Genomic DNA, 24,189 nt, shown 5'->3' on the forward strand with positions numbered 1-24,189 from the left:
CCCGCGTCAGGCCGGGAGCAGCGCGCTTTCGGTTTCCTCGATCCAGCCGCCGCCGAGCACGCGATCACCGGCGTACAGCACGGTCGCTTGCCCCGGTGCCACGCCATATTCGGGCGCATCAAACGTAACCCGCCCGCCATCGAAGCGCGCCGCGACGGGCTTGGCGAGCGAGCGGACCTTGGCGGTCATCGGCCCGGCATAGTCCCCGCCCAGCCAATTGACCCCGCTCAGCCGCGCCGCGCCCACCGCAAGCGCCGCCTTGGGGCCGACGATCACGCGCTTGGTCGCCGCCTCCAGCCGGATGACATAGAGCGGCTCCGGCGTGCCGCCGATCTCCAGGCCGCGCCGCTGCCCGACGGTGAAGTGGATCAGGCCACGGTGCCGCCCAAGCACGCGCCCCGTCTCATCGACGATCTCGCCGCTGGTATCGGCCTCGGGCCGCAACTTCTTGACCAGTGAGGCATAATCGCCGTCGGGCACGAAGCAGATATCCTGGCTGTCGGGCTTTCCCGCCACGCCCAGCCCCAGTTCGGCGGCGATTTCCCGCACGCGCGGCTTGGGCAAGCCGCCCAGCGGGAAACGCAGATAATCGAGCTGCTGCTGCGTCGTCGCGAACAGGAAATAGCTCTGGTCGCGCGCGGGGTCGACGGCGCGGTGGAGTTCGGCCCCACTCTGCCCCTCCACCCGCCGCACATAATGGCCGGTCGCCAGGCAATCCGCCCCCAGATCGCGCGCGGCGGCGAGCAAATCGGTGAATTTTGGCCCCATATTGCACTGGATGCACGGAATGGGGGTGCGCCCGGCGAGATAGTCATCGGCGAAACGATCGATCACCTGATCGCGAAAGCGCGATTCATGATCGAACACATAATGCGCGATGCCCAGCCGGTCGCACACGCTGCGCGCATCGCGAATATCGCGCCCGGCGCAGCATGATCCCGCGCGCCCGACCGCCTCGCCATGATCATAGAGCTGCAGCGTGATGCCGATCGTCTCCGCGCCCGTCCGCGCGGCCAGCGCCGCCACGACCGAGCTGTCGACGCCGCCCGACATGGCGACGACGATGCGCTTGCCCGCAAGGTCGGGCCCCAGTTGGAAATCGGCTTCGTTCATGGCGGCGCAGATAGGCGCTCCGCGGCGCACATGCAAAAAACGCAAAAAAGATCGGCGGCTTTACCCGCCCGAAAGAACCTCGCCGCTACAGATAGAGTTCGATCCTTAGTGGAAGTGCATGCGTGGACCTGAGTTTTTCCAGATTCGAAGCCGATGCGACGGTGGTGGCGCTGCCGCCCGACCTCGCCGTGCTGATGGTCGGTATCGCCGCGCGGCAAGCCGCCAGCCCGACCGCGCTGGTGCAGGGAAGCCTGCCGTCCATTACGATTCGCCGCGCCTGGTTCGCACCCGCCCATGGTGCGTTCAACCTCGCCGTCGCGGAAATGCTCGCCGCCCCGCCGACGCGGGAGCCTGAAAAATGAAGGTGCTGTTTACCGAGCCGCTTTAGCCGACGTTCAAGTCCTTAGACTAATGACCGTTATTAAGATGCAGGGGTCCCCCGCCCCGCCACGAGGTTCCAGAATGATCGAAAACCAGAAGATTCGCCCAGCCAAGGTGATCGGCCCCCTCGGAGAGCCACTGACGCTCGAGTCGCTTCCGCCGCCGGAGACGACCCGCTGGGTCGTTCGCCGCAAGGCCGAGGTGGTCGCGGCGGTCAATGGCGGACTGCTGTCGGTGGACGAGGTGTGCGATCGCTACGGCCTGACGGTCGAGGAATTTGCGGGCTGGCAGCGGGCAATCGACCGCTCGGGGATGCCGGGCCTGCGCGTCACGCGGATCCAGCATTATAAATCGCTCTACGAGCGCCAGCAGAAATACTGAGCCGCACGCCGACTCTTCAAACCGTAGCCGGAACAAAAATCGCAATTCGTGAGTCTTGTCCCCGTATCCCGGATGCAGCCGGGAAAATGGAGGGTAAGATGATCGGTCTCATTGTTTGGCTCGTGGTCGGTGGTGTGTGCGGCTGGCTCGCCAGCATGGTGATGCGCACCGATGGACAACAGGGCATTATTCTCAATGTCGTCGTCGGCATTATCGGATCGGTGATTGCATCGTTCCTGTTCGGCGCAGGCATCAACCAGGTCATTACTGTCATGACCTTCGTATATTCTTTGATTGGCGCGATCATTCTTCTGGCGATCGTCAATCTCATCCGCCGCGGTTCGGTCCGCTAAGCGCGACCAAGCTGGAAAAAAGGCCGCCGGGAGCGATCCCGGCGGCCTTTTTCGTTCACGGCATCGCGGAGGTGCCGCAGGTCATTTGAGCAGGAAGCGTACCGACAGCGTGATCGACACCTCGGTTTCGCCCGCCGCAACCGGGGTTGCGTCGCTCACCTTCATCTGGCGGGCGAAAACCATTGGCGGCTGCGGCGTCGCGCCGTCATTGGTTCCGCTTTCCGCGATCGACACGATCCGCGCCACCGACAGGCCGGACGCCTTGGCATAAAGCTCCGCCCGCGCCTGCGCGATCTTCACCGCCGAAATGCGGGCTTCGTCAAGCGCGGCTTCGGGCTGGTCGATGGTCAGGCTTGGCCCATCGATCTGGTTTGCGCCCTCAGCGACCAGCGCATCCAGAATCGCCCCCGATTTGGCGACATCGCGGAAGCGCACGGCGACGCTGTTGCTCGCTTGATAGCCCGTTACCACCGGTGCCTGGCCGTCTGCATAGCGATATTGCGGGCTGAGCGAGACATTCGCCGTGCGCACGTCGCGCGCCGCTACGCCCGCCTTTTTCAGCGCAGCGAGAACCCGCGTCATGCGCGTGCCATTCTCCGATAGCGCGGCGGCCGCAGTCTGGCCTTGCGTCACCACGCCGGCCCGGATCGTAGCAATATCGGGTGCCCGCGCGACATGCCCCTCCGCCGTTATGTCGAGCACTGTCCCATCCGGCAGCAATTGCGGCGCAGTCTGCGCGACGGCTGGGCTGGCGGCGGCCAGCATCAAGGCGGGGGCAAGCAGTAAAAGAGTCGAACGCATAAAACACTCCCGGTAGAATGAACCGCTGTTCGGTTCATATCCTGCCTGCGATGATGGCAGTCTGCTCACCAACCGGAGATGAACAGCTTATCGATTCCGGCGCGTGACAATGAGGCGGTACAAGGCCAGCACGATGACCGCGCCGCCCGTTGCTGCCGCATAATTTTCCCAACCGCCCACTAAAGCGACGTGCATCGATTTGGCGATAAAGCCCGCAAGAAATGCGCCCGCAACGCCGATCAGAATGGTGACGACAAAGCCGCCCGGATCCTTGCCCGGCATGATCAGCTTTCCAAGCACGCCCGCAACCAGCCCGATCAACAGCCAACCGAGAATAGAACGGTCCATTGCCTTTCTCCTATCGCCTTTGTGTTCCGGATCGGCTCGATCCTCGCGCCCGCCTACCCCAGATGCAACGAGATTATTTCGATACCGTGACGAAATCTGCTGACATGGATTGGCGTGGCGCGCAATTGCCACCAAACCGCGCCGATCGACTTGCGAGCGAACCGGAAACACGCCATGCCATATTCTGTAGGATCAGCCTCTTGAGGTTGGTGATCTATTTCTATAACACAGCAAGAATGAACGTCGGCAGCCGCACACTGTCGCGATAGGATGAGAGCCCAGGGGGCGGGGATTGACGCACATGAACTATGAGACGCGGGCGATCGGCAATGAGGAGGTGCTCAGCCTACCGGGCGGCCCCGGGCGGCCGCGCTGGCGGCTGTTTGCCATTGTCGGCGCGGTGATTGTGCTGCTTTTGGTGGGCGGTTATCTGATCTTCGGTCGGAGCAGCCCGCCGACGGCCAAGCCGACGGAGCAATTGCCGCTGGTGTCGGTGGTGATCCCCGGCCGCTCGAGCGTTGCGCGCACGATTTCGGCGACGGGGTCGCTGGCTGCGCGGCGTGACATGCCCGTCGGCGTCTCCGGCGAAGGCGGCATCGTGACGCGCGTGCTGGTCGAACCCGGCCAATGGGTCGAGAAGGGCCAAGTGCTGGCGCGAGTCGACCGCTCAGTGCAGACGCAGACGGCGGCCTCGCTGGCCGCGCAGATCAAGGTGGCGCAGGCCGACGCGACGCTCGCCCAGTCCCAACTCGACCGCGCCAAGCAGCTGGTGTCGCGGGGCTTCATCTCGCGGTCCGACATCGACACCAAGACCGCGACTCGCGACGCCGCCGCCGCGCGCGTGAAGGTGGCCGAAGCGCAGCTCTCGCAACAACAGGCGAGCAACGGTCGCTTGGACATTCGTGCGCCTGCCGCCGGGCTGGTGCTGACGCGCAACGTCGAGGCCGGTCAGGTCGTCTCGGCGGGCTCGGGCGTGCTGTTCCGCATGGCCGAAAACGGCCAGTTGGAATTGCGCGCGCAAGTCAGCGAGGCTGACCTGCGCGGGCTGCACGTCGGATCGCAGGCGAAGGTGACGCCGGTCGGCGGCAGCGACGTGTTCACCGGCGAAGTGTGGCAGGTGTCGCCCGTAATCGATCCGCAGTCGCGCCAGGGCATTGCGCGCATCGCGCTGCCCTACAACCCCCTGCTGCGCCCCGGTGGCTTTGCGGCGGCAACGATCGTCGCTGGCACGACCGACGTCCCGCAATTGCCCAACGCCTCGATCCAGAGCGATGAAAAGGGCAATTACGTCTATGTCGTCGGGCCTGACGACAAGGCCACGCGCCGCGCGATCAAGGTTGGCGAAGTGTCCGACAGGGGCGTGGCAATCGCCTCCGGGCTTAACGGCACCGAACGGGTGGTGCTAACGGCGGGGGCATTCCTCACGCCGGGCCAAAAGGTCAATCCGACGCTGGTAACGGCCGACGCGGCGAACAAGAGGTAGGTCGATGAACTTCCGGAACATCTCGGCTTGGTCGATCCGCAACCCGGTCCCGTCGATCGTGCTGTTCGTCATGCTGACGATCGCTGGCATTGTCAGCTTTCGCAGCCTCGACGTGAACAACCAGCCGGACATCGATTTTCCGGTCGTCATCATCGATATCGCGCAACCCGGTGCCGCGCCGAGCGAGCTGGAAACGCAGGTTACCCAGCGCGTCGAAGCCGCTGTGCGATCGCTGCAGGGCATCGACGAGATCAATTCGACCGTGACCGAGGGCGATTCGCAAACGATCGTCCAGCTCGCGATCGGCACGCCGATTGACCGCGCGGTCGAGGACGTGCGCTCGTCCATCGCGCAGATCCGCAGCAATCTGCCCGAGGGCATTCTCGAACCGCAGATCATGCGCGCCGACACCACCGGTAACGATCTCGCCAGCTATGCCGCGATCAGCACCGATCTCACCGTCGAGCAATTGAGCTGGTACATCGACAATACCGTGTCGAAGGAATTGCTGTCGGTCTCCGGGCTCGCCGGGGTGCAGCGCAATGGCGGCGTCAACCGCGAAATCCGCGTCATCCTCGATCCGGTGAAGCTGTCGGCACAGGGGCTGACGGCGGCGCAGGTCAACCAGCAACTGCGCCAGGTCAACCTCAACGCGGCGGGCGGCCGCGCGCAGATTGCGGGCTCCGAACAATCGGTGCGCGTGCTTGGCAATGCGCAGACCGCCTATGAGCTCGGCCAGGTGCAAATCGCCACGGGCAATGGCCGCACGATCAAGGTCACCGATCTCGGCCGCGTCGAAGATCTGTACGCCGAACAGCGTTCAGCGTCGCAGCTCGACGGCAAACAGGTGCTGAGCTTCGACTTCCAGCGCGCCAAGAACGCCTCGGACGTCGCCGTCTTCGCGGAAGCCGAAAAGAAACTGGCAGCCCTCGAGAAGCGCTACCCCAAGGTCCATTTCAAGCGCATCGCCGACAGCGTGAAATACACCAAGGCGCAATATGACGCCGCGATGGAAGCGATGGTCGAGGGTGCCGCGCTGGCGGTGGTGATCGTGCTGATCTTCCTGCGCGATTGGCGCTCGACTGTCATCTCCGCGCTCGCCATTCCCTTGTCCGCGATCCCGACCTTCTGGGTGATGAAGCTGATGGGCTTCACGCTCAACAACATGACGCTGATGGCGCTGAGCCTGGTCGCGGGCGTGCTGGTCGACGATGCGATCGTGGAGATCGAGAACATCGTGCGCCACATGCGCATGGGCAAATCCGCCTATCAGGCGGCGATCGACGCCGCCGACGAAATCGGCCTGGCCGTGCTGGCCACGACGATGGCGATCGTCGCGGTGTTCCTGCCGGTCGGCCTGATGCCGGGCATTTCCGGGCAGTTCTTCAAGAATTTCGGCCTGACGGTGGTCGCCTCGGTGCTGATGAGCCTCGCCGTCGCGCGCCTCATCACGCCGATGCTCGCCGCCTATTTCCTGAAGTCGCATGGCGAAGCCTCGCACGGCGAAGGCTTCATCATGGATGCGTATATCCGCATTCTGAAATGGACCTTGCTCCACCGCTGGTCTGCGGTGGTCGCCGGTGCGACCGCGTTCGGCGCAACCATCTTCCTGTTCTCGGTACTCCCATCGACCTTCCAGCCGCTGCGCGACAGCGACAGCAGCACCGCGCTGATCGAGATGGTGCCCGGCACCACCCTCGCCGAAACGCAGGCGGTGGTGACTCGCGTCGCGACCTTCCTGCAGAAACAACCGGGGGTCGATTCGGTCTATGCCCGCGCGTTTGTCGGCAACGGTCGCGTCCGCGCGATCTTCAAGCCGAAAAAAGAACGCAAAATGAAGAGCTACGAGTTCGAACGCTCGCTCGCGCCCGAACTGCAGAAGATCCCCGACGCACGCGTTTCCTTCCGCTCGGACAGTGGCTGGGGCAGCAGCGGACGGGCGCTCACCATCACGCTGGGCGGTGACGATCCCAAATTGCTGGCCGAAACCGGGAGCAAACTGGTCGAACAGATGTCCAGCTTGCCGGGTCTGGTCGCGCCGCGCATCGGCGGCGATTTGAAGCGGCCTGAGATCGTCATCACGCCGCATATGGACCTGGCGGCGAGCCTGGGCGTGACCACCGCGGCCATGTCCAACGCGATCCGGCTGGCGACGCTGGGCGACATCGATCAGAACAGCGCCAAATTCTCGCTGTCCGATCGCCAGATCCCGATCCGCGTCGCGCTTGACCAGGATTCGCGCCAGCGCCTGTCGACGATCCAGAACATTCCGGTGCAAACCGCCACCGGCGGCTCGGTCCCGCTCAACGTCGTCGCCGATATCGGCTTCGGCGCGGGGCCGACCAAGATCGAACGCGTCGCGCAGCAACGTCAGCTGACCGTCGGAGCCGATCTGTCCCCAGGCGTCGTCAGCGGAACCGCGCAGAAGGAAATCCACGCGCTGCCGATCATGAAGGCGCTCCCCATGGGCGTCAAAGAACTCGTCCTGGGCGAATCGAAGTGGCAGGACGAGTTGATCAACAACTTCATCGTCGCGCTGTTTGCAGGCGTCGTGTTGCTGTTCGCGGTGCTGGTGCTGCTGTACCGGCGCTTGCTGCCGCCGTTCATCAACGTGATGTCGCTGGCGGTGGCGCCGCTGGGCGGGCTGATCGGCCTGTGGCTGACCAACACGCCGATCTCGATGCCGGTCTATATCGGCTTGATCATGCTGCTCGGCATCGTCGCCAAGAACTCGATCCTGCTGATCGATTTCGCGCTGGAGGAGATGAACAAAGGCATCGACAAGGTCACCGCGATCATCGACGCCGGGCACAAGCGCGCGCAGCCGATCGTGATGACCACCGTGGCGATGGTCGCGGGCATGGTGCCGACCGCGCTGGCGCTCAACGGCGACGGATCGTTCCGCGTACCGATGGGCATTACCGTGATCGGCGGCCTGTTGATGTCGACGGTGCTGACCTTGCTGATCGTGCCGGCGAGCTTCAGCCTGGCGGTCGGGCTGGAAGGGCGGATCGGGCCGTTCCTGCGTCGTAACCTGCTGACGTACCGCGCCGGCGACGACCATGGTCCGCTGATCGAGAACCGCCCGCCGCGTCGGCCCGAGCTTGGCGCAGCCGCAGCGCGGCTTGGCCATGGCCCGGACGATCTGCCACAACCGGCGGAGTAACACCGCACGCAATACGACGCGCAATTGCACAAACGCCGCTTTGCACTTGAACTATCGCGGCGTTCGGGGATTGGTCGGGGCATGAGCCGCACCCGCCCACCCCGCACCTTTGAGGCCCCGCCCGCCGGCCTGGTGCGGATGCGCTGGATCGCAGGCGGGCTGCTGGTGCTGATGGCGGCCACCTTCCTCGTCGCGCGCGCCTTTGATGACCGCTATCCCGCGCTGGGGTTCGTGCGCGCCTTTGCCGAGGCGGCAATGGTCGGCGGGCTGGCCGACTGGTTTGCGGTGACGGCGTTGTTCCGCCATCCGCTTGGTCTGCCGATCCCGCATACCGCGATCATCCCGCGTAACAAGGATCGCATCGGCACCACGCTCGCCGCGTTTCTGCGCGACAATTTCCTCATTCCCGGAGTCGTCGCGCGGCGCATGCGCGGCGTCGACATGGCGGGGGCGGCGGGGCGCTGGCTCGCCAATCCGCCCGGTGGCGATGGCCGCTTGCGGCGCGGTGCCGCAGGCCTTGCCGCACATGTGCTGGAAGCGTTCGATCAGCAGCGGCTCGGCGGGATGGTAAAGGCCGGGATCGGGCAGCGGCTGCGCGCGCTCGACGTGTCGCCCTTGCTCGGCCAGGCGCTGAGCGCGGCGATTGCCGAAGACCGGCATTTGCCGCTGCTCGACGGCATCGTGCGCTGGGGCGCGCGGCTGCTCGCCTCCAACGAAGCGCTGATCCGGCAGATGGTGCATGACCGCGCCGGCTCGGTGATGCGCTGGACCGGGCTGGACGAGACGCTGGCGACCAAGATTATCGACGGCCTCAATGGCATGCTGACCGGAATCGCCGAGGACCCCGACCATCCTTTGCGCGAAAAAGCCGAGGCGGGGCTCGCCGCGCTTGCCCATGATCTGATCAACGATCCCCGGATGCGCGAGCGCGTGGCGGCGGTTAAGGCCGAGATCATCGACAATCCGGCGATGCAGCGCTGGCTCGACGGGCTATGGGAGCAGGCGCGCGGCGGGATGCTGCGCATCGCGCGCAACCCCGACGCCATGCTGGCAGGGCCGGTCGGCGATGCGCTGCGCCAGCTGGGCGACACGCTGCAAACCGATGCCAAACTGCGCGCGACGATCAACCGCTTCGTGCGCCGCGCCGTCGTCGGGATGGCGGCGGATTATGGCGACGGCATCGTGCGGCTGGTGTCGGAAACGATCCAGGGCTGGGATGCCGGCACGATCACGCGCCGCCTGGAAAATGCGGTCGGCCGCGATTTGCAGTATATCCGCGTCAACGGCACCGTAGTGGGCGGCTTGGTTGGGCTCGCCATCCATGCCGTGGACGTGGCGCTATAGGCGCGCACACCCACCGCCCCACGCGCTAACGCGCCCAGTCCTCCACCGCCCAGCCGCGTGCCTGCGCCATGACACGCAGTTGCTTATGCGGGTTGGTCGCCACCGCACCATCCGCCCATTCCAGTGACGGCGCGTCGGAGACATGGTCCGAATAGAAGCGCACCACCGAATCGGCGCGCGCGATCCCCTGCTCCGCCAGCCATGCTTCGATCATGCGCAGCTTGGCCGCACCGTAGCAATTCTCCCCCGAAATGCGCGCGCGCAGCACGCCGCCCTCGCGCACAACTCCGGTCGCGATCACCGCGTCGAAGCCGACGCGTTCGGCGATCGCTCCGGCATAAAAGCCGTAGGACGCGGTCGCCAGCACCAGCCGATACCCCGCCGCCCGGTCTGTCGCGATCTGCGCCAGCGCACCGGTATAGACCCCGCTTGCCACGATATGATCGGCGAATCGCGCCGCCGCGCGCGCCGCCGCCGCCTCGGGCAGGGCATCGCCCAACAACAGCGCCTGCGTCACTTCCTTCAACCGGGCTCGCCCAATCAGCCCAATGGCATAGCCCAGGGTTGCCAGACCGGCGAGCGGGAGCAAGGCCAGCCGCCACGGAGCCTCCGCCCACGCCGTGCGCACAAGGAACGAAGTCCAGGTCGGCGCGTATGTGATGGTCTTGTCCATATCGTAGACGCTAAGATGGTGCATTGCAGCGTCATAGGATGTTGGAGCCTTGCCGATCTACCCCGATTGCAGCAGAGAAGGCAGCAGATGACCGATACGGCCGCCTTCTCGTTCGACCGCGACACCGTGCGCTTCACGGGAAGCCTGTCTTTGTCGGCGATCGGCACGTTGCCCGAGCAATTGCGCGCCTTTCAGGGCGAGGTCGCGCATGTCGATCTGAGCGCGATCACCCGAATCGATACGGTGGGGGCCTGGCTGGTCCACCGATTCGCCGCCGAGCATGATGCCGACGTCATCGGGCTCGACGCCGATGGCGAACATCTGCTGTCACAAGTCGCGCATGCCGATCAGCCAGTGGCGATGCGCCCCGCTCCGGTTGGCAGCTTGACGCGCGTCGTTGGTGAAATCGGCGATGCTGTCGTCCATACCGGACGCACGCTTTATGGTCTGCTCGGTTTTCTTGGGGCCACGCTGATCGCCTTCTGGCACGTGACGACGCACCCCAAGCGCTTTCGCTTCAACGCGGTGATCCAGCGCTTCGAAGTGGTCGGGGTCAGCGCGCTTGGCATTATCGGCTTGATGAGTTTTCTGATCGGCATCGTCATCGCGCAACAGGGTGCGGTGCAGTTGCAGCAATTCGGTGCCGAATTCCTGACGATCAATCTGGTCGGGCGAATCACGCTGCGCGAGCTTGGCGTATTGATGACCGCGATCATGGTCGCCGGGCGATCGGGTTCGGCCTTTGCCGCGCAGATCGGTACGATGAAGCTGACCGAGGAAGTCGATGCGATGCGCACGATCGGCGTGTCGCCGATGGAGGCGTTGGTGCTGCCGCGCGTGCTGGCGACGGTGATCATGATGCCGCTGCTCGGCATGTACGCCTCGATCGTCGCGATCATCGGCGGCCTGCTGCTGTGCTGGGTCTCACTCGGCATTCCGCCGGTGACGTTTATCCAGCGGCTGCGTGAAGTCGTGCCGATCACCGATCTGTATGTCGGTTTGGTCAAGGCACCGGTGTTCGGCCTCATCATTGCCGTGGCCGGCTGCTTCCAGGGGATGCTGGTCGAGGGCGATGCCGAGCAAGTCGGCACTCGCACCACTTCAGCGGTGGTGCAGGCGATATTCTTGGTGATCGTGCTGGATGCATTCTTTGCGGTCTTCTTCACCGCGATCGGGTGGAAGTGATGCGCAAGACCAATGCCGACGATCCGGTCATCGTGGTGCGCGGCCTGCGCAGCGCGTTCGGCGAACAAGTGGTGCATGACGGCATCGACCTGAGCGTGCGGCGCGGCGAGATTCTCGGCGTGGTCGGCGGCTCGGGCACCGGCAAATCGGTACTAATGCGGTCGATCATCGGCTTGCAGGTGCCCGTCGCGGGCGAAGTCGAAGTGTTCGGCGAATCGACCGTCAATCGCGAGGAAATCGACCTGACCGGGCTGACCAAGCGCTGGGGGGTGCTGTTCCAAGGCGGGGCGTTATTCTCGACGCTGACCGTGGCCGAGAACGTCCAGGTCCCGATCCGCGAATTTTATCCCGATCTCGAAGGCGCGCTGCTCGACGAGATCGCGGCGTATAAAGTGGTGATGACCGGTCTGCCCGCCGACGCCGGACCGAAATTCCCGGCCGAACTGTCGGGCGGCATGAAGAAGCGCGCCGGGTTGGCGCGCGCGCTCGCGCTCGATCCCGAATTGCTGTTCCTCGATGAGCCGACAGCGGGGCTCGACCCGATCGGGGCCGCCGCCTTCGACGAACTCACCGCCTCGCTGCAAAAGACGCTGGGGCTTACGGTATTCCTCATCACCCACGATCTCGACACGCTCTATGCGATTTGCGACCGGGTGGCGGTCCTTGCCGACAAGAAGGTGATTGCGGTGGGCACGATCGACGAGTTGCTCGCGCTCGATCACCCCTGGATCCAGGAATATTTCAAGGGACCGCGCGGGCGCGCCGCGATTGCCACGGTCCATACCAATGAAGAACGCGCGCAAGCGAAAGGCAGTAGCTGATGGAAACCCGCTCGAACCATGTTCTGGTCGGCACCGTCGTGCTGATCCTGATCGCGGTGATGTTGTTGTTCCTGGTGTGGATCGCGCGCTGGGGCACCGCCACCAACAAGGAATATGATATCTTCTTCAAACAGTCGGTCGATGGCCTCGTCGTCGGGTCGACCGTCGCCTTTTCGGGCGTGCAATCGGGCCAGGTGAAGGAGATGTCGCTGTGGAAGCCCGATCCCCAGCTTGTCCGCGTGCGTATCAGCGTGAACGCCGATACGCCGATCCTGGTCGGCACCACCGCAACGCTGCAAGGCAGCTTCACCGGCACCAGCACGGTGCAGCTCGATGGCGCGATCAAGGGGGCCCCGCCGATCACATGCCCGGCGGTCAACCCGCTCAACGACTGCCCCAATGGCGTGCCGACGATCCCGACCAAGGCAGGCGGCTTGGGCGCATTGCTGAGCTCCGCCCCGCAATTGCTTGAGCGCATCTCGACGCTGACCGAGAAACTGTCGGACGTGCTGTCTGAGAAGAACCAGCAGTCGATCACCGGCATCCTCGCCAATACCAATCGCCTGACCAAGGCGCTGGCCGATCGCGGCCCCGACATTGCCGCGACGCTCGCCGAGACCAAGGTGACGTTGCAGAAAGCCGGTGTCGCCGCCGAGCAGATCGGCAAGCTCGCCGACACCACCAACGGCCTGTTGAAGGATGATGTGCATCCCGTGATGGGCAACCTCAACAAGGCGATTGCCAGCGCGCAGCACAGCATGGAAACGCTCGACGCCGCCGTCAGCGATGCGCGGCCCGGGCTGCAGGCCTTCTCCAAGCAGACCATCCCCGAGGTTGGCCAGCTTGTCCACGATCTGCGCCAGATGTCGCAAGCGCTCACCTCGGTCGCCGAAAAGCTCGATCGCGGCGGCGCGAGCTCGCTGATCGGCCAGTCGAAATTGCCCGATTACAAGCCCGGAAAGGGACAATGACCATGGTTCGTTCGTCCACCAAAGTGCTGCTCGCGCTGGCCGCGATGGTGCCGCTGGCCGGTTGCATCTCCCTTGCGCCGAAGCCGCCGGCCTCGCTGCTGACGCTGACCTCCACCACCGCCCTGCCCGCCGGCAACACCCAGACTTCAGGGACCGCGCCGACGATCACGATCCAGGTGCCGGTCGTCGGCCAGTCGCTGGCTGGGACCCGCATCCCCGTGCAAGCGAGCGAGACCTCGATCGCGTATGTCGCCAAAGCGCAATGGGTCGAGCCGCCAAACCGCATGTTCGCACGGCTCTTGTCCGACACGATACCCGCCAAAACCGGCCGCATCGTGTTGAGCAGTTCGCAAGCCTTTTCCGATCCCGGCGCGGTGCTCTCGGGCGAGTTGCGGGCGTTTGGCGTCGATGCGGGGACGCAGGACGCGGTGGTCGTCTTTGACGGATCGCTGATCCGCACCACCGGCAAGGTCGTCGAAAAGCACCGCTTCGAGGCGCGCGTTCACGTCAGCACGATCGCCGCAGTGCCGGTCAGCGTGGCGCTGAATCAGGCCGCCAATACGGTTGCAGGCGAAGTCGCCGACTGGGTCGGCAAATAAGCCTCAGCGCGGTGCCGGAGCCTTGCGCACCGGCACCGGCAAGTTGCAGAGATCTGCCGCGCCCGCCGGCACGGTGAAGAACGGCCCGCCGCGATTGGCGCGTGCCTCCAGCGTGGCGGCGAACACCGGCGTGTCGGGCCGCAGATACTGATATGCGGGCCGCTCGCTCGGCGGCAGATCTGCGGCGAGGACGATGCGCTTGATCGGCACGCGCATTTTCGCATCCTCATACAGGCCAAGCCCGCCGCCATTGCCGCGCGGCAAGGCCGAAAGTGCCGCCATGCCGTCAATCACCCGCCCGACCAGCGCGATGTTGCGATCGAGATGCCGCGGTGCGTGGCCGATTACGGTATAAAGATCGCCGCCCGTGCCGGTGTCGGGTGCAAGATCGCGCGCCACGCCGACCATGCCGTAACAGTGTGGCAGCCATTGCGCTTTGCCGTCGCCCGCTACTGCCCAGCCGCTCGGCGTGAAGCCGGTGCGCGGCGCATAGGCATCGCGGTACGGATTGGCGACGGCGCGGCCGTGCGCGCCCCACGCCCATTCATATTCGGCGGGTGGATGGCGATCGATGCCGGCGGCGGGCGGCTTCTTCTCGCTCGCATCGCCCCATTGCGTGACGTAATTGTCCTGCACGCGGTACACCGTCGCATCGCCCCACCAGCCGCTGCGCGCGATCGTGCGGATATTCGCGATATGCGCGGGGGCGAACTCAGCCGCGAGCCAGATGACGCTGCGCTGGCCATCGGCAAAATCGAGCAGCAGCAGATCCTTGGGATCGATCGCCGCCCACGCCGCCGCCGGAGCCGCAGCGGCGAGCTGCGCGGCGGTGGGCTTGGGCGTAGGCGCAGATGGCGGGCTGGCGGCGGTCTGAGCGGCGGCGAGCAGGGCGAAAATCGGCAGCAACATGGACATATCCCTACGGTGGCACGCCGTTATGGCCCTGCGCAATCCCCACATGCAGCAGAGCGCTTGCACAGTGCGTACGGACGCTCTAGGGCGACCGTTCTGTCCAGGACATGCGGAGCGGTGGCCGAGTGGTCGAAGGCGCTCGCCTGGAAAGTGAGTATACGTCAAAAGCGTATCGAGGGTTCGAATCCCTCCCGCTCCGCCATTACCTGTTGATCATTGAATACTTTACACTTTTCGATCGTTTCCTTGCGGGGAAGCGGCGATCGTGACCAACCTTTATCGTCATCGTTATCGTGTAAATTTCCCTGCCCAGTCATCAAACTTCACTGCCGACGCCGCGCTGGGTGCGACCGCCCGGTGGTAACCGCGAACGTCATCATGTCATCTGCGCGTGTTTGACGGTTCCAGACAGGTCGAACGGGCGATTCTCAAGAACCCGCACGCCCACCAGACGCCCATGCGGGCGGGCCGAAATACGATCTTGCGAGCGCGCTTTTGTGCACGATGATTTTCTGCACGACGATGGTGGGGTCCTGCATGAAGACCTTCAGGACGTGGCGGCCCGGCGCGTCGACCGGTAGCGTGAAGCGCATCGTCCGCGCATTGGCGGCGGTATTTGCGGCGTGTTGTTCGCCGAGGAAATCCTGGGCCGCGCGCGTCGTCGGTGTGAACACCGCCTGCGCGACCGGAGCAGCATCGTCGAAGCCGACCGCGACCGCCAAGTGCCGTCCGGGATAGACCTCCAGCGTCGGCGCGGTGACGAGGTCGATGTGGTACGGGCCGCTTTCGCCGAGGAAGACGTCATATTCCAGGCGCGGCGCATTCGCAGTATCGGTGAAGGGTTCGGCATCGACCGGAAAGACCGACATCGCGGCGTCGCCTTGGCCGTAATCCGGGATGGGCTCGCAGCGGACACCGCGCGCCGCCACGGAACGATCGAAACGTGCCGCAGCGAGCGAAAAAGCGCCAGTGAGCCCCCCGCTTGCCCCCCGCGCCTCGCGCTCCTGCTGCGCAGACGCGCGAAGTGCGGTAAGACGCACCGTGACCGTCTGGTGTCCCTCGACGGTTATCGTCGCCTCTGATCTGCCGGTCTTCACCGCGTTCCAGTCGATATCGACCCAGAATCGGCGATCCCGCGTCGAGACGCCGAACGCCTTGCCTTCCTCGATCACGACCCACGGCTGATCCGCCGTCACGGTGACGGGTGCCGGACCGGCACCGCGCGGGAACACCTCGATGAAGGTTTTCTCGCGCGTCAGGCTATCGAGAATGGGAAGCTCCGGCGGCAGATAATAGCCCGGCCACGACCGCGCGCTGCCGTCGACCGCGACGCCAAAGCCGTTGGCAGGATCGAGGTCGATCTCGGCAACCGGCGGCATGATGTCGGTCCCGGGCGGGTACCAGTCGAAATAGCCGATATGCGTCTGGTCCATCATATGGTCCCATTTGCCGCCGGCCATCGTGTGATTGTAATAATCGCGCAGGTCGTGGTCGCGGTGAAAGCGGCGGCGCACCTCGTCTGCTTCCGCGCTCGTGCTGGCGCGCCCCTGTTCGGCGAAGCGGGCGTTCCGCGCCGCCGCAACATACATTTGGGTCAGGTTCGAACAGGCGCGCACGGGATAGAGGACGAGCTGGTAAAAGGCGTCACGCTGGTCGGATCGCAGCGTCTCGTTGACGGCATCGGCGCGGCGTTCGAGCTCACGCCACGCGTCGCAAACGCGCTCCGCCTCGCGATAGTTTTCAAGGCTATAGCTGTCGGGCTTGAGCTGTTCGGGCTTTCGCCAGGCATTGTATTTGGCGTAGCGGGCGGCAAGCATCGCGATCTCCGCGGCATGCTCCGGTCCAAATTGGCGTTCTGCCCAGGCGTGCGTCCAGCCAGCGATCTTGTCCTTTCCAACGTCCGACGGCCGCCACGCCATGGCGAGGAAGAACTCGATCGGCAGTTCGAGCGGCTTGAGATCGCCGACATTGGCGATCCAGATCTCGTTCGCGCCGTAGCGATGGGCGAGGTTCATTTGCTCCCAGATCTTGGGCAGCGGGTTCGAATTGATCCACTGGTATGAAAACGGCCCACCGTGCATGTCCATGTGGAAGTAGATGCCGAACCCGCCGGACCGGCCGCGCTCCGACGGCAGCGGCAGGCGGCGGAGATTGCCGACATTGTCGTCGGCAAACATGATCGTGACGTCGTCCGGCAGCTCCAGGCCCGCATCGTAATATTTGTACACCTCGGTAAACAGGACCCACACTTGGGGAACCTGCTCGGCGGGCCTGCCCATGCCCTCGGCGATGATCCGGCGCTGGTCGGTGATGACGCCTTCAAGCAGTGTCACGTCCGACTGCAGGCTGCCGCTGCTCTCCAGCGCGACGTCGCCGTCGCCGCGCATGCCGACCGTAACGATGACCTCGTTATGCGCGTTGCGGTCGATGCCCTCGCGGAAGAAGTCGCGGATCGCCGGAGCGTTCGTCGCATAGTTCCATTCGCCATTGCCATAATGCTGGCGATGGTCGGTCCACTCCTTATGCGCCTTCATCATCGGCTCGTGATGCGAAGTCCCCATGACGATGCCATAGTCCTCGGCGAGCGGCGCGTTGGCCGGATCATCCACGGCAAAGGCATTGTTCCACATCGCGGGCCACAGATAATTGGCGCGAAGGCGCAGCAGCAGTTCGAACAGCCGCCCATAAAAGGCCGCGTTCATTCCGCCGAAGGTCTTGGCGGTCCATCCCGACAGACAGGGCGCTTCGTCGTTAAGGAAGATCCCGCGATATTTTACGGCGGGAGAATCCTGAACATACCGACCGTTGGCGATGCGCAGTCGGCTTTGCCGCACGACGGGTACGTCAGCCCACCAATACCAGGGAGACACGCCGATCATCCGCGACACGTCGTAAACGCCGTAGATCGTGCCGCGCTTGTCGCTGCCGACAATGACCAGCGCCTCTTTGACGCCGGGCATGGGATTGGCGACGGTCTGGATCAGGAAGGCTTCCCACTTGCCCCGAATGTCATGGACGGCGACCTTCCCGGCTGCGACCAGGTGGTCGATCAGCGGGCTGGTACCGAGCGCGCCCACCAGGATGACGCGATCGGGCAGCGCGCGCGGATCGTGCACGATCCGCGCGTCCGTTCCGGTTACCCGGCCGATGTCCGCCGCCAGATCGGCGGCGGCGCGGCGCACACCGGGAAGGTCCGCCGCATCGACGAAGATCGGCGTGATCGCATCCCCGGGAGACGCGATGTCGAAGCCCGGCCTGCGGCGATCGGTCTGGAGCGCGGCAGCGAGCGGGGACCCCAGCAGGCTGCCCGCCAGCGCACCGCCGACCACGCCCCGTCTCGTCAACATCACGCGGCTCCTTGCTGCAGGTGGCGCACACGCGCGGCGGGGCTAAACGCGCCCGATACCCGGGATATACGGGCCCCACACCACCTCATTGGAAAAGCGCGATCGGGACCGCTTGGCCCATTTTCGCATAGCCTGCCGGGGATGGGTGCAGGCCATCGCCCGAATCGAACGCCGGTGCCAGTCGCTCGGGACGCGACGGGTCGCGCATCACCGCGTCGAAATCGACCACCGCGTCGAACACACCGGCGCTGCGGATCCAGCGGTTGATCGCGACGCGGTCGGCTTCACCGGGTGCGCCGGGATGATAATAAGCCGATCCGCCGAACGGCAGAATCGTCGCGCCGATCACCTTGATCCCGCGATCATGCGCGCGTGCGACGATTTGGCGATAGCCTTGCTCGAGATCGGCGACGAGTGCTGTATGCTCGGCCTCCGGGACGGGATGGTCGCGCGTCAGCACGCCGAGATCGTTGACGCCCTCGAGCACGATCAGAGAGCGCACGCCCGGCTGCGCCAGAACATCGCGGTCGAGCCGCGCGAGCGCGTTGGGGCCGAGCCCGTCGCGTAGCACGCGGTTGCCGCCGATGCCCTGATTGACGATCGACAGGCCCCCGCCCAGCGGCAGGCGCATGGCGAGCACGTCGGTCCAGCGATCGTCGCCATCGGTGGTCGCGCCATGCCCGTCGGTGATCGAATCGCCGAGCGCGACGATCGTGCCACCACATCCCGCGACATCGACGCCCGATAGGAAATACCAATGCTGGACACGTTCGCCGGCGAGCGCCGCATCCGCAGAATGGTTGCCGGCGGCGATGTAGCTGCTCGTGCGCGAACCGGGGTGCCCGGTCACCCCGCTTGGGGCCTGCGGCAGATGGAGGCTGATCGACAGCGTCGTGCGATCGGGAACCGGAAACGCGATCGGATCCGACACATAGTCGGCACCGGCTGGGATCGTCACCTGCGTGCGCCCGCCGAACGACAGCGTGTGATCGCTTCCGGCACGAACACGCGCCGACCCGCTCGCCTCGGCCAGGGCGAGATGCACCGAGTCGATCGCGAGCGGGGCGGTGCCGATTAGGTTGGAGAGGTGGATCCGCAGCCGCGCGCCGCCGCCCGACAGGCGCACCGTCTGACGCAGCGTCGCATCGCGCAATTTGGCGGCGATCCCGGTATCCGCCTGGTCCGGCTCCTTTTGCGACGATGCCCAACTCGCATGCCATTGCGCCTCGCAGGAGTGGCCGGTTGCGGCGCTCGCCAACGCAGGGGCGGCGAGCGCCAGCATCGTGGCCAGAGAACGAAGGATCATCGGCAAGTCTCCCGACTGGATGGCGGCACGGCGCGTCATGCGATCTGCTCGGGCGCGACCGGCGCGTAACGCGGCGCGAGCAGGTGGATCACGCCGAGCGCGACCAGATAGGCGCAGGATGCGACGAGGAAAATCGGCTGATAGCTGCCGAGCGTTGCCAGGATCGTGCCCGCAAACTTCGCCATGATCATCCCGCCCAGCGCCCCGGTCAGGCCGCCGAGCCCGATCACCGATCCGGCGCGCCCGCGCGGGAACAGGTCCCCCGGCAGCGCATAGACATTGGCCGAAAAACCCTGATGCGCGGCGCAGGCGAGACCGATCAGCAGTACCGCGGTCCACAGAGTGGGCGCGTGCGCGGCAAAGGCGATCGGCAGCGCGAACAAGGCGCAGGCGAACATCGCGGTCTTGCGCGCGCGGCCCGTCTGCCAGCCGCGCGACAGCAGCCGCGACGACAACCAGCCGCCGCCGATCGAACCGACATCGGCGAGCAGATACACCGCGACCAACGGCGGCCCGAAGTCGAGCATCTTCACATGATATTGCCGGTTGAAGAAATCGGGCAGCCAGAACAGGAAGGTCCACCACACCGGATCGATCAGGAAGCGCCCGAGCATATAGGCCCAGGTCTGGCGCAGGCCGAGCAGCTTGCGCCACGCGATCGGTCGCGCGCGCTCGGCCGGCTCGCGTTCGATCCAGGCGCGTTCCTCGGCCGAGACCGCAGCATGGTCGCGCGGGCGGCGATAGAAACCGAGCCAGGCGATCAGCCACAAGATCGTCAGCGCGCCGGTGGCGATGAACGCCATCCGCCAGCCAAAGGTCACCGCGATCACCGGCACGACCAGCGGGGTGACGATCGCACCGACGTTCGACCCGGCGTTGAAGATGCCGATCGCTAGTGCGCGCTCGGATTTGGGGAACCACTCGCCCGTCGCGGCGAGGGCTGCGGGAAAGGCTCCTGCTTCGCCGATCGCGAGCGGCACGCGGGCGAACGCCATGCCGAGCGTGCTGGTGAACAGCACGTGCGCGACGTGGCCGATCGTCCACAGCGTCACCGCCAGCGCATAGCCGATCCGCGCACCGACGCGGTCGACCAGCCGACCGAACAGCACATAAGCGAGGCCGTAGGCACCCTGAAACCAGATGGCGAGATTGGCATAGCCTTGCTCGCTCCAGCCATATTGTGCCTGCAGGCTGGGTTTCAGCACCGGCAGGACGAGACGATCGACATAACTGAGCACGACCGCGGCGAACAGCAAGCCGCAGATGACCCAGCGGACGTTCCCGCGCGGTCGCCGCTCGGCGGTCACCAGTTATACATCGTGCCGTCTTCGAGACGGTTCACTGGCAGGTAGGCGCGCTTGTAAGGATATTGCGCAGCGAGCACTTCGTCGAGCTCGACGCCAAGCCCCGGCTTCTCGCCCGGATGCATCATCCCGCGCTCGAAGCTATAGGCATGCGGGAACACCGCGTCGGTCTCGGGGGTGTGCCGCATATATTCCTGCACGCCGAAATTGGGCACCGACAGATCAAAATGCAAAGCGGCCGCCATGCACACCGGCGAGAGGTCGGTCGCGCCGTGGCAGCCGGTGCGGATCTGGTACAGGTCGGCGAGCGCCGCGATCCGGCGCAAATGCGTGATGCCACCGGCATGGACGACGGTCGCGCGGATATAGTCGATCAGCTGGTTTTCGATCAGATGCTTGGCATCCCAGATCGAATTGAAGATCTCGCCCACGGCAAGCGGCGTGGTGGTGTGCTGGCGGATCAGGCGGAACGCGTCCTGATTCTCGGCGGGCGTCGCATCCTCGAGCCAGAACGGGCGGTAGGGCTCGAGATCCTTGCCGAGCCGACCTGCCTCGATCGGCGTCAGGCGGTGGTGGATGTCGTGCAGCAAATGCACGTCCCAGCCGAGCGCTTCGCGCGCCGCCTTGAACAGCTCGGGCACGACGCGCAGATATTTCTCGGTCGACCAGAGGTTTTCGGTCGGCAGATCGGCATCGGCAGGTTCGTAGAACATCTTGTCCTTCGACACGCCGTACGTGGAGGGCAGACCCGGCACGCCGCATTGCAGCCGGATCGCCTTATACCCCTGACGCTGATAATCGCGTGCGACCTCGACCGTCTCGTCGATCGAGACGCCATTGGCATGACCATAGACCATCACGCCGTCCCGGCTCGCACCACCGAGCAATTGGTAAAGCGGAAGCCCGGCGAGCTTGCCCTTAATGTCCCACAAGGCGGTGTCGACCGCAGCGATCGCGCTCATCGTCACGGGCCCGCGCCGCCAATAGGCACCCTTGTAGAGATACTGCCAGATGTCCTCGATCCGGTGAGCATCGCGCCCGATCAGCAAGGGAATGACATGGTCGGTCAAATAGCTCGCGACCGAAAGCTCGCGCCCGTTCAGTGTTGCATCGCCCAGCCCGTAAACGCCGTCCTCGGTCTCGATCTTGAGCGTGACGAAATTGCGGCCCGGGGACGTGACGATCACCTTGGCATCGATAATCTTGGGCATGAGGTCTTTCCGTGCGAGTGGGGGAGGAAGTGGCGTGCTGCAGCAATCAGGTCGACAGGACCGTCGCCGCGCCGATCATAGGATCGAAGCAGGGGCGTGTTGCGCGAGGACTGGTATGTCCGGTCATGGCATCCTTCCTGTCGGCCGCTTCGGAGAAGCGGAGGAACGCTCTGCGGTGGCGCTCTTACGATAGCGCTACCATTCTAGATTGCGCATCATCTTGTCAATGATGTGTGTCAGGCAGGTTGAAGCAAAAAGACGGTAAGGGCTACTCCCGTAACGGAGCCTATGCCAAACCAAAGCGCTGCCGGCGCGCGGTGAGCGTCGCATCCAGCTCGGCGAGCTCCTGCACTTCGGTGGCCTGGATCAAGGCCGCGAGCACTTTGTCGAGATGCGTGCGCATGGCCGCGCGCGCCAGATCCGGATCGCGGGCCGCAAGCGCCTCGAAAATCGCGAAATGTTCGTCGATTCGCGGGCCTACCCCGGCGCGATGCGCCTTTTGAGACAGCGCCTTTTCTTGCGGCGACCGCAGGCGGGCCTGCCACAGCGCCTCGACCGCGCCGGAAATGGCACTGTTACGCGTCGCTCTGGCAATGCTGATGTGAAACTGGTGATCGAACGCCTCGGCCTTCGCAACATCTTCGCCTGCGGCCACCAGATTGTCGAAAAGCGTTCTGAGCTGCTTGATGTCGTTCGCATCGACTCGCGTGGCCGCGATCGCGCAGGCCTCGCCCTCGATCGCGCGGCGCGCTTCCAGCAGCTCGAACGGGCCCACGCCGATCGCGGAAAATTTGCCGCCACGCGGAGTCTTTGCGGAAACGTACACGCCCGACCCCATCCGGATGTCGACTAGGCCATCGACCTCCAGCGCGATCAATGCTTCGCGGATCGTCGGGCGCGACACATTGAAGGCCTCCGAGAGCTCACGTTCTGAGGGAAGACGCGTGCCCATCGGATACTGATCCGCGAGAATTTGCCCGCCAATCTGCCGAGCGATTTCCGCATAGAGGCGTACGGTCTTCAATTCCCCATCGTCCTTTCGGTTACCCTGCGGGGCACCCTATCCTCACAAAACGGGCGGCGAGGTCCGCGCGCGCAGCATGCCGCAGCAAGGCGCACAGTGCAATTATCTGAACGATTGGCCTTACAAAATGCGTTTTTGTGTTTGACAGGTTGCGCCTGTCACGCCAGATGGTAGCGCAATCATAGCGCTGGAGAACGTGGCGCGTGCAAAATTAGGAAGGGGATCTGACATGAGCTTTCTCGCCGGTGCCGCACGCCTGACACGGGGCGCGCTTCTTGGAGCGACCATTCTTTCCGGCCTTTGCGCCCAGGACGCGTTCGCACAGTCCACGCCCGTTCCGCCGCGCTCTGGCGAGCAGGCTTCCCCACAAGAAACCTTGCCGGATACGGCGTCCGCCGAGGACATCGTGGTGACCGGCTATCGCAACAGCCTGGCGCTCTCGACGAATGCCAAGCGGGCGTCGACCGGCTTCACCGATGCGATCTTTGCCGAGGATATCGGCAAGTTCCCCGACACCAACATCGCCGAATCGTTCAATCGCATCTCCGGCGTGACCATTACGCGCGACATTACCGGTGAGGGCACCAACGTCGCGATCCGCGGGCTAGGCTCCAACTTCACCAATGTCACGCTGAACGGCGCGCCGATCGCAGTCGCCTCCTCGGGTGCGACCGATGCCCAGGGCACCGATCGCTCGGTCGACCTCAGCTTTTTCCCGACCGATCTCTTCACCAAGCTGACCGTCAACAAGAGCTATACCGCCGATCTGCTCGAAGGCGGTGCTGCCGGTAACGTCGATCTGCGCTCAGCCCGGCCTTTCGACCGCGCCAAGAATTACCTGGCGTATAATGTCCAAGGGTCGAAGCAAGGAGACGCGGACCGCCTCGGCATCCGTGGGTCGCTGATCGGCAGCTGGCACAATGACACGATCGGCATCCTGGCGGGCGTGTCTGGCCAGCGCTCTTTCACCGATACGCGCGGCTTCGAGACGATCGGTTACACCAACCCGGCGTTGAGCACGCCTAATAGCATCGCGGGCACGACGAACGGCGTGCAGAACACACCGACCGCGGCGCAGACTGCGGCGGCGCAATGCACCGCCAACAACGCAAGCTGCAACAGCACTAGCGGCGGCAACTGGACCATTCCCTCTGTCGTGCCAACCGGCGCTGGTGCAGGCCTGGTAGCAGGCACCGTCATCAATCAGGCATTCCTGCTGGCGAACAATCCCGGTGCGACGATCCAGCAGATCGCCAATGCACTGCTTCCGCGGCTTGGGCGTACCTCAGACGAGCGGGGCACGCGCGACCGTGTCAACGCGATCGTCAGCGTGGAATGGCGTCCGAGCGACACGCTGCATTTCTATGTCGATAGCCTGTATGGCTATAAGCATAACAATCTGATCCGCGAGGATATGGCGTGGATCGTGCGCAATAGCGCCATCATTCCGCTCAACGAAACCTTCG

Annotated in this window: 21 protein-coding genes and 1 tRNA gene; 12 read left to right on the plus strand and 10 right to left on the minus strand. The window is 64.8% G+C overall.

Annotated elements, in window-relative coordinates; all coding sequences use genetic code 11:
* Nucleotides 1–6: 6 nt before the first annotated feature.
* On the minus strand, nt 7–1,113 hold the full coding sequence (gene mnmA / locus ON00_RS08285; RefSeq protein WP_010404859.1) for a tRNA 2-thiouridine(34) synthase MnmA: 1,107 nt from the start codon (nt 1,111–1,113) through the stop codon (nt 7–9).
* A 122-nt stretch (nt 1,114–1,235) separates the two neighbouring features.
* Between mnmA and ON00_RS08290 the strand changes: the two genes are divergently transcribed.
* The 3 genes from ON00_RS08290 (at nt 1,236) to ON00_RS08300 (ending at nt 2,228) form a co-directional block, all read left to right on the plus strand.
* Entirely contained in the window at nt 1,236–1,475 is a 240-nt protein-coding gene (locus ON00_RS08290) for a hypothetical protein (protein WP_010404861.1), read from the plus strand.
* A 100-nt stretch (nt 1,476–1,575) separates the two neighbouring features.
* On the plus strand, nt 1,576–1,875 hold the full coding sequence (sciP, locus tag ON00_RS08295; protein ID WP_010404863.1) for a CtrA inhibitor SciP: 300 nt from the start codon (nt 1,576–1,578) through the stop codon (nt 1,873–1,875).
* A 101-nt stretch (nt 1,876–1,976) separates the two neighbouring features.
* A complete protein-coding gene (locus ON00_RS08300) occupies nt 1,977–2,228 on the plus strand; it encodes a GlsB/YeaQ/YmgE family stress response membrane protein (protein ID WP_029622546.1) in 252 nt (83 codons plus the stop codon).
* 81 nt (nt 2,229–2,309) lie between these two features.
* Here the strand turns inward: ON00_RS08300 and ON00_RS08305 are convergent, their stop codons facing one another.
* Entirely contained in the window at nt 2,310–3,029 is a 720-nt protein-coding gene (locus ON00_RS08305; RefSeq protein ID WP_010404866.1) for an SIMPL domain-containing protein, read from the minus strand.
* 87 nt (nt 3,030–3,116) lie between these two features.
* Nucleotides 3,117–3,377, minus strand: coding sequence for a GlsB/YeaQ/YmgE family stress response membrane protein (locus tag ON00_RS08310; RefSeq protein WP_010404868.1), 261 nt, complete (start codon nt 3,375–3,377; stop codon nt 3,117–3,119).
* A gap of 301 nt (nt 3,378–3,678) precedes the next feature.
* Between ON00_RS08310 and ON00_RS08315 the strand changes: the two genes are divergently transcribed.
* The 3 genes from ON00_RS08315 to ON00_RS08325 all read left to right on the plus strand — a co-directional run bounded on the left by ON00_RS08315 (nt 3,679) and on the right by ON00_RS08325 (nt 9,370).
* Entirely contained in the window at nt 3,679–4,860 is a 1,182-nt protein-coding gene (locus ON00_RS08315; protein WP_010404870.1) for an efflux RND transporter periplasmic adaptor subunit, read from the plus strand.
* 4 nt (nt 4,861–4,864) lie between these two features.
* Nucleotides 4,865–8,026, plus strand: a complete 3,162-nt coding sequence (locus ON00_RS08320; RefSeq protein ID WP_010404872.1) for an efflux RND transporter permease subunit — start codon at nt 4,865–4,867, stop codon at nt 8,024–8,026.
* 81 nt (nt 8,027–8,107) lie between these two features.
* Nucleotides 8,108–9,370, plus strand: a complete 1,263-nt coding sequence (locus ON00_RS08325) for a DUF445 domain-containing protein (RefSeq protein ID WP_010404873.1) — start codon at nt 8,108–8,110, stop codon at nt 9,368–9,370.
* 25 nt (nt 9,371–9,395) lie between these two features.
* On the opposite strand, the gene ON00_RS08330 is transcribed toward ON00_RS08325, so the two are convergent.
* A complete protein-coding gene (locus ON00_RS08330) occupies nt 9,396–10,043 on the minus strand; it encodes an HAD family hydrolase (protein ID WP_010404875.1) in 648 nt (215 codons plus the stop codon).
* A gap of 87 nt (nt 10,044–10,130) precedes the next feature.
* Here ON00_RS08330 and ON00_RS08335 point away from each other — a divergent pair, with 87 nt between their 5' ends.
* From ON00_RS08335 to ON00_RS08350, 4 genes are read left to right on the plus strand one after another with little or no spacing between them, the layout of a single operon-like run.
* Entirely contained in the window at nt 10,131–11,228 is a 1,098-nt protein-coding gene (locus ON00_RS08335) for an ABC transporter permease (protein ID WP_010404877.1), read from the plus strand.
* Nucleotides 11,228–12,049 carry an ABC transporter ATP-binding protein gene (locus ON00_RS08340; RefSeq protein ID WP_010404881.1) on the plus strand — a complete coding sequence of 274 codons (822 nt, stop codon included), beginning with the start codon at nt 11,228–11,230 and terminating at the stop codon, nt 12,047–12,049. The genes ON00_RS08335 and ON00_RS08340 overlap by 1 nt, the downstream gene beginning before the upstream one ends.
* Nucleotides 12,049–13,020, plus strand: coding sequence for an MlaD family protein (locus ON00_RS08345; protein ID WP_010404882.1), 972 nt, complete (start codon nt 12,049–12,051; stop codon nt 13,018–13,020). The genes ON00_RS08340 and ON00_RS08345 overlap by 1 nt, the downstream gene beginning before the upstream one ends.
* The gene (locus ON00_RS08350; RefSeq protein WP_010404885.1) at nt 13,017–13,619 is read left to right on the plus strand and encodes an ABC-type transport auxiliary lipoprotein family protein; all 603 of its coding nucleotides are present in this window, start codon (nt 13,017–13,019) and stop codon (nt 13,617–13,619) included. Before ON00_RS08345 ends, ON00_RS08350 begins: the two co-directional genes overlap by 4 nt.
* A gap of 3 nt (nt 13,620–13,622) precedes the next feature.
* On the opposite strand, the gene ON00_RS08355 is transcribed toward ON00_RS08350, so the two are convergent.
* Nucleotides 13,623–14,534, minus strand: a complete 912-nt coding sequence (locus tag ON00_RS08355) for a peptidylprolyl isomerase (protein WP_029622549.1) — start codon at nt 14,532–14,534, stop codon at nt 13,623–13,625.
* A 108-nt stretch (nt 14,535–14,642) separates the two neighbouring features.
* Between ON00_RS08355 and ON00_RS08360 the strand changes: the two genes are divergently transcribed.
* Nucleotides 14,643–14,733 (plus strand) — tRNA-Ser (locus tag ON00_RS08360).
* 226 nt (nt 14,734–14,959) lie between these two features.
* On the opposite strand, the gene ON00_RS08365 is transcribed toward ON00_RS08360, so the two are convergent.
* The 5 genes from ON00_RS08365 to ON00_RS08385 all read right to left on the minus strand — a co-directional run bounded on the left by ON00_RS08365 (nt 14,960) and on the right by ON00_RS08385 (nt 22,723).
* Nucleotides 14,960–17,878 (minus strand): glycosyl hydrolase 115 family protein, encoded by a 2,919-nt coding sequence (locus ON00_RS08365; protein WP_040601602.1) that lies wholly within the window; start codon nt 17,876–17,878, stop codon nt 14,960–14,962.
* Nucleotides 17,879–17,963: 85 nt separating this feature from the next.
* Nucleotides 17,964–19,184 carry an SGNH/GDSL hydrolase family protein gene (locus ON00_RS08370; protein ID WP_010404893.1) on the minus strand — a complete coding sequence of 407 codons (1,221 nt, stop codon included), beginning with the start codon at nt 19,182–19,184 and terminating at the stop codon, nt 17,964–17,966.
* A gap of 35 nt (nt 19,185–19,219) precedes the next feature.
* Complete coding sequence (locus ON00_RS08375; protein ID WP_010404894.1) at nt 19,220–20,491, minus strand: MFS transporter; 1,272 nt, start codon at nt 20,489–20,491, stop codon at nt 19,220–19,222.
* Complete coding sequence (gene manD / locus ON00_RS08380; protein ID WP_010404896.1) at nt 20,488–21,699, minus strand: D-mannonate dehydratase ManD; 1,212 nt, start codon at nt 21,697–21,699, stop codon at nt 20,488–20,490. The genes ON00_RS08375 and manD overlap by 4 nt, the downstream gene beginning before the upstream one ends.
* A 286-nt stretch (nt 21,700–21,985) precedes the next feature.
* Entirely contained in the window at nt 21,986–22,723 is a 738-nt protein-coding gene (locus ON00_RS08385; RefSeq protein ID WP_010404897.1) for a FadR/GntR family transcriptional regulator, read from the minus strand.
* Nucleotides 22,724–22,952: 229 nt separating this feature from the next.
* Between ON00_RS08385 and ON00_RS08390 the strand changes: the two genes are divergently transcribed.
* A partial coding sequence (locus ON00_RS08390; protein ID WP_010404898.1) for a TonB-dependent receptor plug domain-containing protein occupies nt 22,953–24,189 on the plus strand: 1,237 nt, incomplete at its 3' end.

The organism is Sphingomonas echinoides ATCC 14820 (genome assembly GCF_000241465.1).
GTDB lineage: Bacteria > Pseudomonadota > Alphaproteobacteria > Sphingomonadales > Sphingomonadaceae > Sphingomonas > Sphingomonas echinoides.

Coding starts and splice junctions, on each gene's coding strand:
- ON00_RS08335 (WP_010404877.1), top strand. CDS start 10,131: ATGACCGATACGGCCGCCTTCTCGTTCGACCGCGACACCGTGCGCTTC.
- ON00_RS08310 (WP_010404868.1), bottom strand. CDS start 3,377: ATGGACCGTTCTATTCTCGGTTGGCTGTTGATCGGGCTGGTTGCGGGC.
- ON00_RS08340 (WP_010404881.1), top strand. CDS start 11,228: ATGCGCAAGACCAATGCCGACGATCCGGTCATCGTGGTGCGCGGCCTG.
- manD (WP_010404896.1), bottom strand. CDS start 21,699: ATGCCCAAGATTATCGATGCCAAGGTGATCGTCACGTCCCCGGGCCGC.
- ON00_RS08330 (WP_010404875.1), bottom strand. CDS start 10,043: ATGGACAAGACCATCACATACGCGCCGACCTGGACTTCGTTCCTTGTG.
- mnmA (WP_010404859.1), bottom strand. CDS start 1,113: ATGAACGAAGCCGATTTCCAACTGGGGCCCGACCTTGCGGGCAAGCGC.
- ON00_RS08305 (WP_010404866.1), bottom strand. CDS start 3,029: ATGCGTTCGACTCTTTTACTGCTTGCCCCCGCCTTGATGCTGGCCGCC.
- ON00_RS08345 (WP_010404882.1), top strand. CDS start 12,049: ATGGAAACCCGCTCGAACCATGTTCTGGTCGGCACCGTCGTGCTGATC.
- ON00_RS08320 (WP_010404872.1), top strand. CDS start 4,865: ATGAACTTCCGGAACATCTCGGCTTGGTCGATCCGCAACCCGGTCCCG.
- ON00_RS08325 (WP_010404873.1), top strand. CDS start 8,108: ATGAGCCGCACCCGCCCACCCCGCACCTTTGAGGCCCCGCCCGCCGGC.
- ON00_RS08365 (WP_040601602.1), bottom strand. CDS start 17,878: ATGTTGACGAGACGGGGCGTGGTCGGCGGTGCGCTGGCGGGCAGCCTG.
- ON00_RS08370 (WP_010404893.1), bottom strand. CDS start 19,184: ATGATCCTTCGTTCTCTGGCCACGATGCTGGCGCTCGCCGCCCCTGCG.
- ON00_RS08315 (WP_010404870.1), top strand. CDS start 3,679: ATGAACTATGAGACGCGGGCGATCGGCAATGAGGAGGTGCTCAGCCTA.
- sciP (WP_010404863.1), top strand. CDS start 1,576: ATGATCGAAAACCAGAAGATTCGCCCAGCCAAGGTGATCGGCCCCCTC.
- ON00_RS08355 (WP_029622549.1), bottom strand. CDS start 14,534: ATGTCCATGTTGCTGCCGATTTTCGCCCTGCTCGCCGCCGCTCAGACC.
- ON00_RS08350 (WP_010404885.1), top strand. CDS start 13,017: ATGACCATGGTTCGTTCGTCCACCAAAGTGCTGCTCGCGCTGGCCGCG.